This is a genomic window from Pannonibacter sp. Q-1 (genome assembly GCF_054073275.1).
This window is the reverse complement of the sequence record NZ_JBSXNB010000012.1, coordinates 1-15,520: the sequence shown is the minus strand read 5'-3', so window position 1 is coordinate 15,520 and position 15,520 is coordinate 1. Positions and strand designations below refer to the sequence as shown.

17 protein-coding genes are annotated in these 15,520 nt (G+C 63.3%); 10 read left to right on the top strand and 7 right to left on the bottom strand.

Annotation, left to right across the window (positions count from 1 at the left end):
• Positions 1 to 2: 2 nt before the first annotated feature.
• The 4 genes from ACVNHC_RS23625 to ACVNHC_RS23610 all read right to left on the bottom strand — a co-directional run bounded on the left by ACVNHC_RS23625 (position 3) and on the right by ACVNHC_RS23610 (position 4,107).
• Positions 3 to 1,310 (bottom strand): TRAP transporter large permease, encoded by a 1,308-nt coding sequence (locus ACVNHC_RS23625; RefSeq protein ID WP_457169791.1) that lies wholly within the window; start codon positions 1,308 to 1,310, stop codon positions 3 to 5.
• A gap of 7 nt (positions 1,311 to 1,317) precedes the next feature.
• The gene (locus ACVNHC_RS23620; protein ID WP_058898492.1) at positions 1,318 to 1,827 is read right to left on the bottom strand and encodes a TRAP transporter small permease subunit; all 510 of its coding nucleotides are present in this window, start codon (positions 1,825 to 1,827) and stop codon (positions 1,318 to 1,320) included.
• 143 nt (positions 1,828 to 1,970) lie between these two features.
• A complete protein-coding gene (locus ACVNHC_RS23615) occupies positions 1,971 to 2,999 on the bottom strand; it encodes a TRAP transporter substrate-binding protein (RefSeq protein WP_457169790.1) in 1,029 nt (342 codons plus the stop codon).
• A 346-nt stretch (positions 3,000 to 3,345) separates the two neighbouring features.
• Entirely contained in the window at positions 3,346 to 4,107 is a 762-nt protein-coding gene (locus ACVNHC_RS23610; RefSeq protein ID WP_050474124.1) for a GntR family transcriptional regulator, read from the bottom strand.
• Between the two features lie 281 nt (positions 4,108 to 4,388).
• Here ACVNHC_RS23610 and ACVNHC_RS23605 point away from each other — a divergent pair, with 281 nt between their 5' ends.
• Together ACVNHC_RS23605 and ACVNHC_RS23600 are read left to right on the top strand one after the other, a co-directional pair.
• On the top strand, positions 4,389 to 5,132 hold the full coding sequence (locus tag ACVNHC_RS23605; RefSeq protein WP_457169789.1) for a DUF1223 domain-containing protein: 744 nt from the start codon (positions 4,389 to 4,391) through the stop codon (positions 5,130 to 5,132).
• A gap of 138 nt (positions 5,133 to 5,270) precedes the next feature.
• A complete protein-coding gene (locus ACVNHC_RS23600; protein ID WP_050474126.1) occupies positions 5,271 to 6,158 on the top strand; it encodes a cation diffusion facilitator family transporter in 888 nt (295 codons plus the stop codon).
• A gap of 3 nt (positions 6,159 to 6,161) precedes the next feature.
• Here ACVNHC_RS23600 and ACVNHC_RS23595 read toward each other — a convergent pair whose 3' ends face one another.
• Complete coding sequence (locus ACVNHC_RS23595) at positions 6,162 to 6,773, bottom strand: DsbA family protein (RefSeq protein ID WP_457169788.1); 612 nt, start codon at positions 6,771 to 6,773, stop codon at positions 6,162 to 6,164.
• Between the two features lie 193 nt (positions 6,774 to 6,966).
• Between ACVNHC_RS23595 and ACVNHC_RS23590 the strand changes: the two genes are divergently transcribed.
• The gene (locus ACVNHC_RS23590) at positions 6,967 to 7,824 is read left to right on the top strand and encodes a phosphatase PAP2 family protein (protein ID WP_457169787.1); all 858 of its coding nucleotides are present in this window, start codon (positions 6,967 to 6,969) and stop codon (positions 7,822 to 7,824) included.
• A gap of 6 nt (positions 7,825 to 7,830) precedes the next feature.
• Here ACVNHC_RS23590 and ACVNHC_RS23585 read toward each other — a convergent pair whose 3' ends face one another.
• The gene (locus ACVNHC_RS23585; protein WP_457169786.1) at positions 7,831 to 8,295 is read right to left on the bottom strand and encodes a low molecular weight protein-tyrosine-phosphatase; all 465 of its coding nucleotides are present in this window, start codon (positions 8,293 to 8,295) and stop codon (positions 7,831 to 7,833) included.
• A gap of 181 nt (positions 8,296 to 8,476) precedes the next feature.
• Here ACVNHC_RS23585 and ACVNHC_RS23580 point away from each other — a divergent pair, with 181 nt between their 5' ends.
• Positions 8,477 to 8,776 (top strand): 4a-hydroxytetrahydrobiopterin dehydratase, encoded by a 300-nt coding sequence (locus ACVNHC_RS23580; protein ID WP_164477647.1) that lies wholly within the window; start codon positions 8,477 to 8,479, stop codon positions 8,774 to 8,776.
• On the opposite strand, the gene ACVNHC_RS23575 is transcribed toward ACVNHC_RS23580, so the two are convergent.
• A complete protein-coding gene (locus tag ACVNHC_RS23575; RefSeq protein ID WP_122522658.1) occupies positions 8,777 to 9,040 on the bottom strand; it encodes a sulfurtransferase TusA family protein in 264 nt (87 codons plus the stop codon).
• 141 nt (positions 9,041 to 9,181) lie between these two features.
• Here ACVNHC_RS23575 and ACVNHC_RS23570 point away from each other — a divergent pair, with 141 nt between their 5' ends.
• From ACVNHC_RS23570 to ACVNHC_RS23545, 6 genes are all read left to right on the top strand, one after another.
• On the top strand, positions 9,182 to 9,754 hold the full coding sequence (locus tag ACVNHC_RS23570) for a DUF924 family protein (RefSeq protein WP_457169785.1): 573 nt from the start codon (positions 9,182 to 9,184) through the stop codon (positions 9,752 to 9,754).
• 401 nt (positions 9,755 to 10,155) lie between these two features.
• A complete protein-coding gene (locus ACVNHC_RS23565; RefSeq protein ID WP_026355689.1) occupies positions 10,156 to 10,494 on the top strand; it encodes a P-II family nitrogen regulator in 339 nt (112 codons plus the stop codon).
• A 12-nt stretch (positions 10,495 to 10,506) separates the two neighbouring features.
• Positions 10,507 to 11,883, top strand: a complete 1,377-nt coding sequence (locus ACVNHC_RS23560; protein ID WP_050474132.1) for an ammonium transporter — start codon at positions 10,507 to 10,509, stop codon at positions 11,881 to 11,883.
• 205 nt (positions 11,884 to 12,088) lie between these two features.
• Entirely contained in the window at positions 12,089 to 12,649 is a 561-nt protein-coding gene (locus ACVNHC_RS23555) for a biotin transporter BioY (RefSeq protein ID WP_050474133.1), read from the top strand.
• Positions 12,646 to 14,094 carry an AMP-binding protein gene (locus ACVNHC_RS23550; RefSeq protein ID WP_457169784.1) on the top strand — a complete coding sequence of 483 codons (1,449 nt, stop codon included), beginning with the start codon at positions 12,646 to 12,648 and terminating at the stop codon, positions 14,092 to 14,094. Before ACVNHC_RS23555 ends, ACVNHC_RS23550 begins: the two co-directional genes overlap by 4 nt.
• A 4-nt stretch (positions 14,095 to 14,098) precedes the next feature.
• Positions 14,099 to 15,265, top strand: a complete 1,167-nt coding sequence (locus ACVNHC_RS23545) for a thiolase family protein (RefSeq protein ID WP_457169783.1) — start codon at positions 14,099 to 14,101, stop codon at positions 15,263 to 15,265.
• Positions 15,266 to 15,520: the final 255 nt, after the last annotated feature.

The following is a 15,520-nucleotide window of genomic DNA, read 5'->3' as shown; positions in this document are numbered from 1 at the left end:
CATCAGCGTGCGAGATTGGGAAGGAGAAGCGAGATCCCGGGGAAGGCCAGCAGCAGGCCCAGCATGAACAGCTGGATCAGGATGAACGGCCACAGAGCCCTGTAGATCACGGGGAGGGTGATGCCGGGGGGAGCGACACTGCGCAGATAGAAGGCGGCCGGCCCGAAGGGGGGAGACAGGAACGATACCTGCATGGTGACGGAGAAGAGCACGCCGAACCACACCAGATCGTAGCCGAGCGCAGCAACGATTGGCACGAAGATGGGCATGCACAGCAGCAGGATGCCGATCCAGTCCATGAACATGCCGAGCACGATGAAGATCGTCATCATCAGCAGGATGGTGAGAAGCGGGGAGATGTTCAGCCCAAGGATCAGCTCCGTCACGAACCTCTGCCCGCCGGACAGATTGTAGATCGCGACCATGACGGCGGCGCCAAAGGTGACCCAGAGGATGATGCCGCAGGCGCGCAGCGTCTGGGTGAGGGCTTGCGCCAGCATGGGCAGGCTCAGTTCTCCGCGCACCGCAATGATCACCAGCGTCATGCCAACGGCAATGTTTGCCGCCTCGGTGATCGAGGTGATGCCGCCGTAGATGCAGCCGAAGACGGTGAAGATGAGGATGGCGGTAGGCAGGACGCCGCGCAGGAAGACAGGCCAGGAGAACGGAACCTGTCTGGTTTCGGAGGGCTTGGGCGCTGCTGAAGGATCCAGCCAGCAGCGGATGGCGATATAGACGAGATAAAAGGCCGCCAGCAGGAAGCCGGGCAGGAATGACCCAAGGAAGAGCTGGTGAACCGAAACATTCGCGGTCAGTCCGTAGACGATCAGCACAATCGACGGCGGGATCATGGTGCCGAGTGATCCGCCCGCGCAAACGATACCGATGGCAAGGTTGCGGTCGTATTTGAGGCGGAGCATCTGCGGCAGGGCAACAAGCCCGAGCAGCACGATCTCGCCGCCGATGATGCCGCTGATCGCCGCCAGAAGGACGGAAATCACCAGAGTGACATAGCCGATGCCGCCGCGGATCCGGCCGAAAATACTGTTCAGCGCATCATAGAGATCGCGCGCCAGCCGGGACCGTTCCAGCAGCGATGCCATCAGGATGAACATCGGCACGGAGAGGAAACTGTATTCGGTCGCAAGGCCGTAGACGGTCTTGTGCGCAATGGCGAGCACCGGCAGGCCGAACTTGAGATAGGCAACCACCATGGCCAGCGAGCCGGCGGCAAAGGCCAGCGGCACGCCCACGGCCATCAGAGCGAAGATGCCAAGGAGCAGGATGATCGAGATTGTCAGAATGGTCATGGCAGCCTCAATCGATCCGGCCGCTGCCGGGCCGGGGGTGCCGGCTGGCGCGCAGGAAGTTGATGATTGCAAGGACAGCCATCAGGGCCGCCGCGACGACGACAAAGGGTTTGACGATGGCCGGAATGGGCGGGTTCCAGGCGGTGCCGAACCGCTCGAAGGTGACGAGGGCCCGCCAGGCCGTCGGTGCGCCGAAATAGGCAAGGCCACCGCAGAAGACCAGAGTTGCGGCCAGGGTGATGACATCGAAGACGCGGCGGACGGGGCGCGGAACGGCGTCATAGATGACCGAGATCCGCAAATGGTCATCCAGCGCCATGACGTAGACACCCGCCACCAGATAGACGAGCGCGGACAGGAACAGGGCCATTTCATTGACCCAGGCCGTGGGACTGCCGAAGAGATAGCGCGCCGCCACCTCGTAAAGCGTGATGGCAACGATCACGAGAAGGGGAGAGGCCAGCAGCGCCGCCTTCGGGGAGAACTTTGGATCAGGATTTTCGGATGGAGCCGGCATGATATCCTCGTCTGGCTGAAGGCAAAGAGCGGCCGCAAAGATCTGCCTGAGCCTGTGCAAGGCCCGGGCAGAACCGGATGAGGCGGGCTGGGAGGCAACTGTGAAACCGCCAGCCCGCTTCTTCTGAGGCAGTCAGCGGCGGATCAGTCGAGGATGCCGAGCGACTTCATGTAGGCCACGTGGGAATCATATGCAGCCTGAGCTTCCGGGCTGCGGGTTGCCCAGTCTGCCCAGACTTCCTGAGCCACCTTGCGGAAGGCCAGCCGGTCGGTTTCGCTCCAGTCCTGAAGGGTGACCCCGGCGGCCGTGAGTTCGGCAGCGGCCTTCTTGTCATTGATTTCCGACTGGGTTGCCACCTCGATGGCAATCGTGTCGATTGCCGACTGAAGGATCTGCTTCTGCTCGTCCGTCAGGGAGTTCCACTTGTCGAGATTGATCGTCACATGCTCGATCGGCATGGAATGGAAGCCGGGGTAGGTTGCGAATTTGCCGACATCATAGAGGCCGAGCCCCTTGTTGACGGCCAGGGTCGAGGCATCGGCACCGGACACGGTGCCCGAGGTCATGGCGGTGAACACTTCACCGAATGGCATGACCACGGGAGCGGCGCCCAGCTTCTGGAAGATTTCCGATTCCATGCCCGGGGGCGAGCGGAACTTCCAGCCCTTCAGATCTTCAATGCCGGCGAGCGATGTGGTCGAGCCCAGCGACTCCGGCGTGGCGACGAAGGTGCCGATCAGATGCATGTTGAACTGTTCGTAGAGCTCGTTGGCAAGCTCCAGCCCGCCGGCATTCTTGTACCAGCCGAGGATCTGGTAGGGCGTGGAATAGCCGCCCATCACGTCGCCATAAAACTGGAATGCGGGGTTCTTGCCGGTGACATAGCCGGCGCCGGTTGCATCTCCGTCGATAATGCCGGTTGCCGCTGCCTCGAAGGCTTCCGATGCCTTCACCACGGAGGAGTCCGTGAGCATGTTAACCTGCAGTGTGCCGCCGGACATCTTGTTTGCAAGGTCGGCGAAGCGCAGCAGCGCCTGGCCCTGAAGCGATGATGCACTGTGGTGCGTCTGGAATTGCAGTGTCGTGGCGTCTGCGGCCTGGCTGGCTGCTGGCGCTATTACGGTGAGGCCAAGCGCAACTGCTCCGGCAAGACCGGTGCGGAAAATAGTCATTTGATTTCCTCCCATTTCAACAAGACCTCCCTCCCGGAGGTCTGATTGATATGTCGTGAAATATCACAAAATTTCAAATGCTGCAATCTGCAGATCCGGTTCCGGCCAAACTGTATCCAGAGGCCGGTTCAAGTAGTTGAAAATATTAAGCTATGTCTTCTTCCTGCTGCAGGGCTGCCGCGTCTGGAAAGGGTCTGCCACCTGTCCGCCGCAGTGACCGGCATCCAGCGCCAGAGATGGCCGGGAAGGCGGGGCGAAGGAAAGGGGGCAGTTGTCTTATGCCAAATCCCATGCGGGGCCTGGGCCTTTTCAAGGCGTGGTGCGCCGGTATCTCAGTGCCTTGATATTACGCAGGTATGAGCGGCTCGATGCTGCAGTCGAGCAGGGTGGGATCAATTTCCTTTTCCATCACGTCAAACATCGAATTGACGAATTCGATGAGCGCGTCAGAGGCGGCCACCGCCTGTTCGACATGGCGGTTTGCCACGGCATTGAGCACCGCAAGATGGTGGTCAACCGTTCCATCGAGACTAAGGCTGCCTGAGGTGTGATTGTGATGAATCCAGCCGATCCGCCGGAAGATCGTATGCAGGGGCCTCAGGGTGTGGACGAGAAAAGGCTCGTTGCCTGCGGCCAGAATGAGCGTGTCGATGCGCCGGTCGAATGTGTTGAAGTCATCGATCGAAATCGTCGCACGGCGCTCCCGGATGACCTTGGCCAGATGCAGCATCTGGTTTCGCTGTGCCGGGGAGGCATTCTCTGCCGCAAGCTTGATGACGAACCGCTCCAGATCCCGCCGCAGCCGGAGAAGCACCCGCTCGCGAGCCAGATCAATGGGCGCAATCTGAAGACCATGGCGCGGGCGGATGTGGATCAGCGTATCTTCGGCCAGGCGGCCAACGGCCTGATGCACGGGTGTCCGGCTGATGCCCGTCAGGGTCTGCAGGTCCTGGATCGACAGAAACCGGCCGGGGCTCAGTTCGCATCTGACAATCAGGTCTTCCAGCCGCTCATAGGCCAGTTCAAACAGATTGACCGAATTGCGCCGCTTCGCCTGATCGGGCTCCACGTCACCGGTCTGTCCGGAGCCTTTGGGTGCACGCGCCATCTTCCGACGTTTCCTCTTCCGGCAGCGGTGCACGCTGTCCGCGCATGTTCTGCTCTTCATGAAATGTCGTGATATTTTATAGCTGCGTGCCATCATCTGTCAAAATGGCATTGTTTCCCGCCGGTCAAAGCCAATTGGCATCATTTTCCGGCTGAGGACACGTTCCGCAGCTGTTCTGTCTCACCGCGACGTGACTCGCGCGGCGGCGCAGAATATGTATTTTGGACGAGAGCAAGATCCGGAAGACAAGAGTGAGTTCCCCGGCCATGGGCCCTGTGCGAATGCTGATTTCACGGCTGGCGGCTGCGGTTTGCCTTGCCGTCATGGCTCTGCCGGTGGCAGCGGCTGCCACGGATGGCAAGGCGCCGCCGGTCGTGGTGGAGCTCTTTACCAGTCAGGGCTGCTCATCCTGTCCGCCAGCCGACAAGCTGCTGCAGGACCTTTCAAAGGACACCGGCGTCCTCGCGCTTTCCCTGCCGGTCGACTACTGGGATTACCTGGGCTGGAAGGACACGCTTGCCACTCCGGAAAACTCCGAGCGCCAGCGGCTGTACTCCGCCCGCCGCGGCGACAGATCGGTCTATACACCGCAGATCATCATCAACGGTGGCGAGCATGTGGTGGGGGGCGACGAGCCGGCGGTGAAGGCCGCTCTTGGCCGCGCCACGAAGATGACGGCCTCGGTGACGCTTCATTCCACGCCGGACATGCTGGAAGTCACCATCGACGGAGCATTGCCCGAAGGGGCGAAGATGGCGACCGTCTACCTGCTCCATGTCATGCCTTCCAAGACAGTGGAGGTCGGCCGCGGTGAGAATGAGGGGCGGCAGGTCACCTATGTCAATGTGGTGAAGCGGCTGGAAGCGGTGGGCATGTGGTCCGGCGGACAGCTGGAGCTGAACCTGCCGCAGCATCCGATGAAAAAGGGCGGAAAGCGCTGCGCGGTCATTGTTCAGCTGGAGGATGACAGCGGGCCGGGGCGCATCATCGGCGCCGCCTCCAACCTGTGGGATACGGGAATCTAGCGCTTCTCCTCGCGCACTGCCCTTGCGTTCAGCTTGAAACATGCCTAAGGCCTTGCCCGAACGGGACGGCGCGCCAGCCAGGCCGCCGCCTCCTGACCGGGCGTGCGGAGTGCCGCGCCCTCAATCCGTGAGGTAGCCATGAGCCTGCGTCTGCGCGTTGCCTTCGGCAGCGTCATCGTTGGGGCCGCCGTTCTGGGGCTGAAGTATCTGGCCTTTGTGCTGACCGGGTCCGTGGCGCTCTATTCGGATGCGCTGGAATCCATCGTCAATGTGGCCTCCTCCTTCGCCACCCTTTTGGCCGTCTGGTATGCGTCCAAGCCGGCCGATTCCAATCACCCCTATGGCCATGACAAGGCGGAGTATTTCGCTGCGGTTCTTGTGGGCGTGATGATCGTGCTGGCGGCGCTGTCGATCTTCAATGCGGCCTGGGAAGGCTATCACGCGACAGAAATGCCCGATTACACGGTGAAGGGCCTGGCCGTGAACGGTCTTGCCAGCGTGCTCAACTGCGGCTGGGCCGTGCTGCTGATCCGTTTTGGCCGCAAGAACGGCTCCCCGGCGCTTGAGGCTGACGGCCAGCATCTGATGACGGATGTGGTGACATCCGTGGGCGTTCTCGTAGGCGTGATTCTCGTGTTTCTGACCGGCTGGCGGCAGCTGGATTCGCTGCTGGCGGGGCTTGTCGGTCTCAACGTGCTGTGGTCCGGCTGGACCCTGATGAAAGCCTCCGTCAGCGGCCTGATGGATGAAGCGGCCTCCACCGATGTGCAGGACATGCTGCGCGGGCTGATCTCCGAACACGGGGAAGGGGCCATCGAGGCCCATGACCTGCGCACCCGGCTGGCGGGGCGGCTGACCTTCGTGGATTTCCATCTGGTGGTGCCGGGGGAAATGAGCGTCGATGCCGCCCATGACATCTGTGACCGGATCGAACAGGCCATCGGCAAGTCGCTGCCCGGCGCCAGGGTGACGATCCATGTGGAGCCCGAGCACAAGGCCAAGCACTCGGGCATCGTGGTTCTCTGAAGGTTAGCGGGTGAGGCGCAGGGCGCATTCGACGGCATCTTCCAGCCGGTCGTTGCCCCAGTAAAGCTCCCCGTCTCCGGTGACGAAACTGGGGGCGCCGAAAACATCGGCCGCCTCAGCTTCGGCAACCGCTGCACGCAGGCCGATCTTCACCTCGATGCTCTGGGCCTTGGCAAGCAGGGCCTTTGCATCCAGTCCCAGATCCAAGAGGATGCCGGCGAGAAGACCTTCGTCGCTGATATCGCGGCCCTCGCCAAATTCCGCCATGTAAACAGCGCGCACGAAGCTGCCGATCCAGGGTTCCAGCCGCCCGGCATGGGCAATGCGGGCCGCCATCAGGCCGTTCTGCGGAAAGGGATCGGGCACGGTCAGCGGCAGGCCCATGTCCTCGCACATCCGCTCCATCTCGCGCCACATATAGCGGCCCTTGGCCGGAAACAGGTTGAATGGTGACGTGTCCCAGCCCTGCCGGGCAAAGATGGGGCCAAGCAGAAACGGCCGCCAGACCAGATCGATGCCCCGGTCCTTGGCCACAGTCTCGATGCGCATGGCGGTGAGGTAGCTGTAGGTGGAGGCAAATTCGAACCAGAAATCGAGCCTCGGCCGTTGCTGCATGGAAAATTCCTCTTATATCAAGGCGTTGAGATGCTGACGTATCACGCCTTGAAATTGCTCAGGCGCCGCACAGGCTTGACCAACTCTTGATGAGGCAAGCTCATCGAGAGTTGGTATGACATCTGGTCCGTTCACAGCGCCCGCCGTTACGCAGATATTGGCCGAGCTTGAGAAAATAGGCTAGAGAGCCCGAATGACTGATTACGCCGCTCCTTCTGGCCTCGCCCGTGCCCGCACTCTGATCTGCACCAGTGTGCGCTGGTGCCGTACCCATCCGTTTGCGGCAGCCTTCACGTTCATTGGTGTGGTGTCGCTGGTGTTTCTGGCCGTGCCGGGGCTCGATCTTCTGGCCAGCGGCCTGTTCTACACGCCCGGCGAAGGCTTTACGGCGGCGTCCTCGCCCTTCCTGCAGAAGCTTCGTTATCTCGGCCCCTATCTGGTGCAGACGGTGGCCGTCATCTGCGGGTTTGTGCTGCTTCTCAAGCTGCTGCTGCCGGAGCTGCCGCCGCTGATGCCGCTGCGCAAGCCGGTCTTTCTGCTCTCCACGCTGGTGCTGGGCCCGGGCATCCTGGTCAACACCATCCTGAAGAACAACTGGGGCCGTCCGCGCCCGGTGATGGTGGAGCAGTTCGGCGGAGACCTGCCCTTCATGCCGGTGTGGCTCAAGACGGACTGGTGCAGCACCAACTGTTCCTTTGTCTCGGGCGAGGGCTCGGCCAGCATGTGGCTGATGGCGCTGGCCTTCGTGGTGCCGAAAAGCTGGCGCCCGGCGGTGGTCTTGACCATTCTGCCGCTGATGCTGGCGTTGTCGGTGAACCGGGTGGCCTTCGGCGGTCACTTTCTCTCCGACACGCTGCTGGCCTGGGGGCTGACCTTCCTGGTGCTCCTGTCGGTCTACTGGCTGCTCTATGTGAAGACGCCGCGCTGGGCAGGCGACGCACAGCTTGATGCCGGACTGTCTGCGGCCGGCTTGCGCCTGCGCCGCGCCGTGCCGCCGCTTCTGGCCGGGATTGGCCGGGCGCTGCGGGCTTTTGTGGCGAAGTTCCGCTGACGCGCGTCAGCGCCTGCGCCCAAGCCCCAGTTCTGCCGCAAGATCCTCCGCGCCTTTCATCACCATGCGGAAGACGGTCTCGAATCCGGCCTGACCGCCGTAATAGGGGTCCGGCACATCCATTCCCTCTGCTTCCAGAAACAGCCGGAGGCGGGCAGGGGCCTCTGCCGGGCTCAGCTTGCGCAGATGGGTGAGATTGCTGTTGTCCATGGCGAGGATGTGCTCGAAGCGGCTGAAATCGGCCTTCACCACCTGCCTTGCACGCTGGGTGGAAATGTCGATGCCGTTGCGGGCCGCCACGGCGATGGAGCGCGGGTCCGGCGCCTCACCCTGATGCCAGCCACCGGTTCCGGCCGAATCGATCAGCACCCGTCCGCCCGCACCCAGATCCTCCACGACCTTGCGGAACGCGCCTTCTGCCAGCGGTGAGCGGCAGATGTTGCCAAGGCAGACGAAGAGGACAGAGGTCATGGCTGGGCTCCTGTGTGATCCAGATTCTGATGAGCCTGACAGATCGGGATCCGGTCAAGCCCGTGCGGCGTCTGAGCCTTGGTGTGATGCAATGCTGGCCAGAGTTGCCGTCCGGCCTATATTCGGTTGGACGCGGGAGAAAATGCCCGTGACGCGGCGGATTTCAAGACGGGAGATGCAGATGGCGGCACGTCTGACGGACGGGGAGCGCGGGAAAGCGCTGGCCCAGCTCACCGGGTGGCGGCTGGTGGAGGGGCGCGACGCCATCACCCGCCGCTTTGTCTTTGCCGGTTTCGTCGAAGCTTTCGGCTTCATGGCGCAGGTGGCGCTGGCTGCCGAGCGGATGAACCATCACCCGGAATGGTCGAACGTCTACCGCACGGTGGAGGTGACACTGTCCACCCACGATGCAGGCGGGCTGACGGCGCTGGACATTGCGCTGGCCACGGAAATGGACCGTATCGCCGCGCGGATGACCTGATCAGCCGGCGTTTTTCTGTGCGCCCCGGCGGATGGTGAAGCGCAGGGCGTCATCATGCTTTTCCTGGGCCAGCAGCGCGTGCCCATCCTCGTTGCACATATGCGGAATGTCGATCACCGACATCGGGTCGCTTGCCTCGACCACAAGCACTGCGCCGGGCTTCAAACCCGCCAGCACCTTGCGGCTGCGCAGCACCGGCAGCGGGCACTTGAGGCCCCTGAGGTCAAGATGCTGTCCCGGTTCCGATGTGTCTGGTGCCGTCATGATGCCCTGCGCGGTTTTTCGTCCGGCTTCAGCTCTTGTCCTGCTGTGAACACTGCGTCAAGCCGCAAAGGCTTGAAACACCGCCGAAATGGCCGACATTGGAAGAGACCTGAAAGATTGCAAACAAGAAGGAAACCACCCGTGACCGGCGCCCCCACTCCCACCCAAGCCTCCGCCGCTGATCCGCTCACCGTTCTTGACTTCTGGTGGGAGGCCGGCAGCGAGGCCTGGTTCACCCGCAGTGATGCTTTTGACGCGGAGATACGCAGCCATTTCGTGCCGCTGATGGATGATGCGGCCTCGGGCGCGCTGGATCACTGGCAGGAAACGCCGCATGGCACGCTGGCGCTTCTGCTTTTGCTCGACCAGTTCCCGCGCAACGTCTACCGGCAGGACAAGCGCGCTTTCGCAACCGATGCAAAAGCGCAGATCATTGCCACGGCCGCATTGGCCAGGGGCTTCGACAAAGCCTTTCCCAAGGATGCCCGCGCCTTCTTCTACCTGCCGTTCGAACATGCGGAAGATATGGCCGGGCAGGAGAAATCCGTCGATCTGTTCCGCCGCCTCGGGGACAAGGAGTTCTATCTCTATGCCCTCGTCCATCTCGACGTGATCCGCCGCTTTGGCCGCTTCCCGCACCGCAACCATGTGCTCGAGCGTGAGACGACGGCGGAAGAGGCCGCCTATCTGGCCGATGGCGGCTTTTCGGCCTGAGATCAGCACACGTCTTTCTGCTTCCATCCAAGGGTCTTCTCCTCAAACAGGACGCCACCGCTGCCTTAAAAAGCAGCGGTGGCGTTTCTGATTTTCAGTTTTGATTACATTATGTGCAAATTTTGAGATTTGAATAGAAAATAGGCAACTCTGCCGTTCTGCAATTGCCTCCTGAACGGTCAACTGCCCGTCTCCCCCGCGTCCCCTTCCATGAATCTGGCGGAAATCGGGCATTTTCCTGCCCCCGGCCAAAGTTGGCACGGTCCTTGTTTAAGAGAAGGGGAAAGCCGGCCCGGTCCGCCCTCAGCGCAGGTTCCACCTGAAGCGCAGAGGATGCGGGCCAGGTGGCCAGACCGGTCCAGTCCCGGACCGGTGACAAGCAGGGGAAACGGGTAACGAGCATGAAAATTGTGATGGCCATCATCAAGCCGTTCAAGCTCGACGAGGTGCGTGACGCCCTCACGAGCATCGGCATCCAGGGACTCACCGTCACCGAGGTCAAGGGCTACGGCCGCCAGAAGGGCCACACCGAGATCTACCGCGGCACCGAATATGCGGTGAGCTTCCTGCCGAAGCTCAAGATCGAAGTCGCTGTTTCCAGCGAGTCCGTCGACAAGGTCGTGGAAGTCATCTCCGGCGCCGCCAAGACCGGCCAGATCGGCGACGGCAAGATCTTCGTCTATTCGATCGATCAGGTGGTTCGCATCCGCACCGGCGAAACCGACACAGAAGCGCTTTGAGGGGTGAGTAACATGAAGAAGTCTTTCGCTTATGCCGCAATCGGCATGGCGGTCCTCGGTCTGATGGCCGATCCGGGCCTGGCCCAGACCGCTGCACCGGCTGCAGAAGCTGCCACTGAAACCGCCGCTGCTGCCGCCGAGGCGCCGGCTTATGCCCTGGCCGCCGACACGGCCTATATCTTCAACACGCTGCTGTTCCTTCTGGGCGGCTTCCTCGTCATGTGGATGGCGGCCGGCTTTGCCATGCTGGAAGCGGGCCTCGTGCGGTCCAAGAACGTGTCGATGCAGTGCCTGAAGAACATTGCGCTCTATTCCATCGCCGGCATCCTGTTCTGGCTCACCGGCTACAACCTCATGTACACCGGCGTCGACGGCGGTTTCATGGGTTCCTTCGGCCCCTATTCCTTCGATCCGGTCGGCGGCAATGCGCTGGACACCGGTTATTCGACGGCCTCCGACTGGTTCTTCCAGATGGTCTTCGTCGCCACCGCTGCCTCGATTGTCTCCGGCACCCTGGCCGAACGCATCAAGCTGTGGCCCTTCCTGCTGTTCACGGTCGTCCTGACCGGCCTGATCTATCCGATTGCCGGATCCTGGCAGTGGGGCGGCGGCTGGCTGTCGGTGATGGGCTTCTCCGACTTTGCCGGTTCCACGCTGGTGCATTCCGTCGGCGGCTGGGCGGCTCTCGCCGGTGCCATCGTCCTCGGCGCACGCAAGGGCAAGTACACCTCCAGCGGCCAGGTCATCCCGATGCCGGGCTCGTCCATTCCGCTGGCCACCCTCGGCACCTTCATCCTGTGGCTCGGCTGGTTCGGCTTCAACGGTGCTTCGCAGCTCGCCATGGGCACCATCGGTGACGTGACCGACATCTCCCGCATCTTCGCCAACACCAACATGGCTGCTGCCGGTGGTGTGGTCGCCGCCATGGCCCTGACCCAGATCCTCTACAAGAAGGTCGACGTCACCATGGCCCTCAACGGTGCGCTGGCCGGTCTCGTGTCCATCACCGCCGAGCCGCTGAACCCGACTGTTGCACAGGCGATCTTCATCGGTGCCGTCGGCGGCGCGCTGGTCGTCTTCGTGGTGCCGCTGCTCGACAAGCTGAAGATCGACGACGTTGTCGGCGCCATCCCGGTCCACCTCGTCTGCGGCATCTGGGGCACTCTCGTTGTGCCGCTGTCCAATGGCGAGACCTCCTATGTGACGCAGCTGATCGGCGTTGCCGCCTACGGTGCCTTCGCCTTCGTTGCCTCGCTGGTCCTGTGGGTGATCCTCAAGGCCACCGTCGGCATCCGCGTCAGCCCCGAGGAAGAGGCTCTTGGCCTCGACAAGGTGGAAATCGGCGTCGAAGCCTATCCGGAATTCGGTCAGGGCTCCCAGCGCCTCTGATCCGGACCAGCTCTCCCAGGAGCAGGCCATATGGCCAAACCTCAAGCCCGGGGCACGTGCCCCGGGCTTTTTTGTGAGCGTTCCTCATCCTCCGGCATGCAATCCTCTCTTCTGCGGATTTGCACTGGCGCCGCCGCCGCATTAAAAAGCCCGTCACTGGGTGGTGAGTGAATAAGCAGTTTTGACGGGCAGAGGAGCCAGGATCATGGCAAGCAAAGACTATGCATTGGTGCAGATCGCCTTTTATGCGGCGCTGATTGCGGTGCTGGGGCAGTTTCCGCCCTTCGCCATTCCGTTCCTGGCAGGTGTGCCCATCACCGCGCAGACCCTTGGCGTGATGCTGGCCGGTGTGATGCTGGGCTCCGTGCGCGGCGGCCTGTCCATGCTGCTCTTCCTCTTCGTCGTGGCGCTGGGCGCACCGCTTTTGGCTGGCGGGCGCGGCGGGCTTGCCGTCTTTGCCGGACCTTCCGCAGGCTTCCTCATCGGCTGGCCCATCGGCGCCTTCGTCGCGGGCTTCATCATGGAGCGCAGCCGCAATCTGCCGGTGCTTGCCGCCGCTGCCCTCTCGGCAGCTGTGGGCGGCGTTGGCGTTGTCTATCTCTTCGGCATTCCGGGCCTGATGATCCTGGCCGATCTGCCCTTCGCCAAGGCCTTGGCCGGCACGGCCATTTATCTGCCGGGTGATCTCATCAAGGTCGCGATCACCGCCGTGGTGGCGCAGACGGTTGCCCGCGGCCTGCCGCGCGCCCTGTTGAGCCGGCCATGAGTTTCACCGGGGCGGCGCTGGCGCATCACGCGGCCACCCGCCCCGGCCAGACCGCGCTTGTCTGCGGGGGGGCAAGTCTTACTTTCGCCGCGCTGCAAGCCCGGGTCGAAGCGCTGGCCCTTCAGCTGCACCGGTGCCTGCCTGCTGCATCCTCCCGTCAGCCGCGCATTGGTATCTTTCTGGAAGATCCCTTGCAGGCCCTGCTGGCCTTCTTTGCTGCAGGCCGGGCCGGGGGCATTGCCCTCATGCTCGACACCACATGGCCCGATGCCCTGCGCGCTCAGATCCTCGCCGCCTCTGCGCCTGATCTTGTCATTGATGCTGCCGCTTTTCCGGCGCTGACGGCAGGGGCGGAGGAACGGAAGGAAACGGCAGGGACGCCGCTGCCCTTTCCCGCGCCGGAAGATCTTTTCTATGCCGGCTTCACCTCCGGCTCGACGGGTGTGCCCAAGGGCTTTGCCCGCACCCACCGCTCCTGGACGGAAAGTTTCCGCCTGAGCGCTGCCGCCTTCGGCACGTCACCTCAGGACAAGGTGCTGGTCTGCGGCGGGCTGGTGCATTCGCTGCATCTCTATGCGGCGGTCGAAGGGCTTTGCGCCGGAGCGGGTGTTGAGGTCATGCCGCGCTTCCAGCCGAGGGCCGTGGCCCGCCGCCTGGCGCAAGGCGGCACCACCATACTCTATGCGACGCCGACCCAACTGCAGCTGATCTTGCGCGAAGTGGAGGCCGCACCGTCCTTGCGGCTTGTCCTGTCGAGCGGCGCCAAGCTGCAGCCGGAGGACCGGCAGGTGCTGACCCGCCGTCTGCCCGGCGTGCGGACTTGTGAGTTCTACGGCGCCTCCGAAATGAGCTTCATCTCCCTGCAGGAGGGCACGGCGCCGGAAGCGTCCGTCGGGCGCCCCTTTCCCGGAGTGGAGGTCGAGATCCGCGATGGGCAGGGCCACGTTCTGCCGAGTGGCGAGACCGGGCATCTGTGGGTGCGCAGCCCGCTGCTGTTCGACCGCTATATCTGCGGCGGCGGGGAAGAAGTGCGCTGGCAGGACGGCTGGCTGACCATCGGTGACCGGGGCTGGCTTGATGAGACGGGCTTTCTCTATCTCGCCGGCCGCGACAAGCGGATGATCAACAGCTCCGGCCTCAATATCTTTCCCGAAGAGGTGGAGAAGGTGCTGCGCGCCGTGCCCGGGGTAACGGCTGCCGCCGTCTTCGGCGCGCCGGACCGCCTGCGCGGGCAAAGACTGGTGGCCGCCATCTGGCCGGAACCGGAAGCCGCTGACCGTCTGAAGGACGGCAGCCTGCTGCGGCGCGCCGTGCTGACGGCCCTTGGCCGTGCCCGTTGTCCGCGTGCCTTTCTCCTGTTCGAGGCCTTCCCCCTGACGCCGGGCGGCAAGACGGATCTTCCGGCGCTGGAAAAAGCCGTTCGAGCCCGGCTGCAGACGAGGTGAGGCCATGACCGGCACAACGGCGCATGACCCCGTGATTGTGGCTGCCCGGCGCTCGCCCGTGGCCCCGCGCGGCGGCGCCCTTGCGCGGCTGGACCTGGCGCAACTGGGCGCGCCCGTGCTGCAGGCAGCCCTCACTGATGCCGGGCTTCCCGTGGAGGCGGTGGATGAGGTGATCCTTGGCAATGCGCTCGGCGCGGGCGGCAATCCTGCCCGGCTGGTGGCCCTGGCCGCGGGCCTGCCGCACACCGTCAGTGCCATGACCGTGGACCGGCAATGCTGCTCCGGGCTTGATGCGGTGATCCTCGCGGCCCGCGCCATCCGGGCCGGGGAGGCGGATGTGGTCATTGCGGGCGGCGTTGAAAGCTTCTCCCGCGCTCCGGTCCGCGTGCACCGCCCGCTGCAGAAGGACGGCGTGCCTGTCACCTATGACCGCCCGGCCTTTGCCCCGCCGCCGTTTCCGGATCCGGACCCGGCAGAGGCCGCAGCCAGGCTGGCGCTGCATATGCAAATCAGCCGTGAAGCACAGGAAGCCTATGCCCGTGCCAGCCATCAGGCCGCCTTGCGGGCTCAGGCGGCCGGAGACCTTGCAGCCGAAACCGTTGCGCTGGCGGGCCCTGACGCGGATGCCTTCACGCGTCCGCTTGATGCAAGGCTGCAGTCCCGGCTTCCCGTGCTTGCGGGTGGGAACGCCCATGGGCTGACAGCATCGACCATCGCCGTGGAAGCCGATGCAGCTGCGATCCTTGTGATCATGCGCCGCAAGGAAGCAGAGCGCCGGGGTCTGATGCCTCTGGCTGCCGTGGGGCAGGGGGTGATGACCGGCGGTGATCCGGGCAATCCGGCAGCGGGGGCGCATGAGGCGGCACTGGAGCTCTTCCGCCGCACCGGCATGAGCCTTGAAGACATCTCTGTTGTGGAGCTGATGGAGGCCTTCGCCGTTCAGGCGATGGTGAGCCGCAGGGCACTCGGCCTTGGCTTTGATGATCTGCGCGTCAATCAGGGCGGCGGGGCGCTCGCACGTGGTCATCCCATTGGCGCATCCGGCGCCATCCTGGCGGTGCGGCTCGCCCATATCCTCGCCAGGGGGCCGCGCAAGGGCATAGGACTGGCTGCGATTGCCGCCGCCGGAGGGCTCGGAACGGCGTTGTTTCTGCAGTCCACACGGGCTTGAATGCGCCTGCGAAGAATTTTTCGCGGCGCGGCAAGTGCCTGTTGATAAACATTTTTCCCGTTTCGTGGCTGATTTCTGCGGCTTTTGCGGGCCTGTAAGCCAGCTTATCCACACGGGAGCCGCAAAAATAATCAGCGGCTGCAAAAAAATCGGACAGAAGGTTGTTGACGGGGGCAGGGGAGCTGCGTATAAGCCTGTTCATCGACGGCGGCAACGTCGCTGGCGGCGGGGACGCTGTTCCCGAGACTTCCCGAC